A 410-nucleotide genomic window follows, 5' to 3' on the forward strand; every position below is an offset into this window, starting at 1 on the left:
CCTCTGGCCTAGACAGTGAAGTCCAAAAAAGCATCAGCATTCCCTATGCATTGATCTAGGGGAAAACGATAGATGCGATAGCAAATAGAACCTAAAAAACGCCTCAACATCGTCCCGCCGCCAAGAATGAAAAAACTTCTGGTAACATGTAAGTCTTCCAATCTAGTCAAATAAATAGCCAGCATAAAACCATGCATATCATTTTAAAAAACCACACAAATGAACTTGCTGAATCTTTTGGCCATCAAGATTTGAAAGAGTCCAAGAAATTTGAAATGTTTTGCAACTACTGCTGTGTTTCAAAACACTTTCTCGGGCGTTTTGATCCCGCCGATGTAACAACCGACGAAGACGACGCGTCGATTGACGGTCTAGCAATAATTATCGATGGCGATCTGGTCCGAACTGTG

1 pseudogene is annotated in these 410 nt (G+C 41.7%); it reads left to right on the top strand.

Annotated features, from left to right (window positions below):
- Positions 1 to 191: 191 nt before the first annotated feature.
- Positions 192 to 410, top strand: a pseudogene (locus tag JHD82_RS30065) (hypothetical protein); the annotation flags it as partial.

The sequence above is a fragment of the Delftia sp. ASV31 genome (assembly GCF_016428765.1).
Taxonomy (GTDB): Bacteria; Pseudomonadota; Gammaproteobacteria; order Burkholderiales; family Burkholderiaceae_C; genus Comamonas; species Comamonas acidovorans.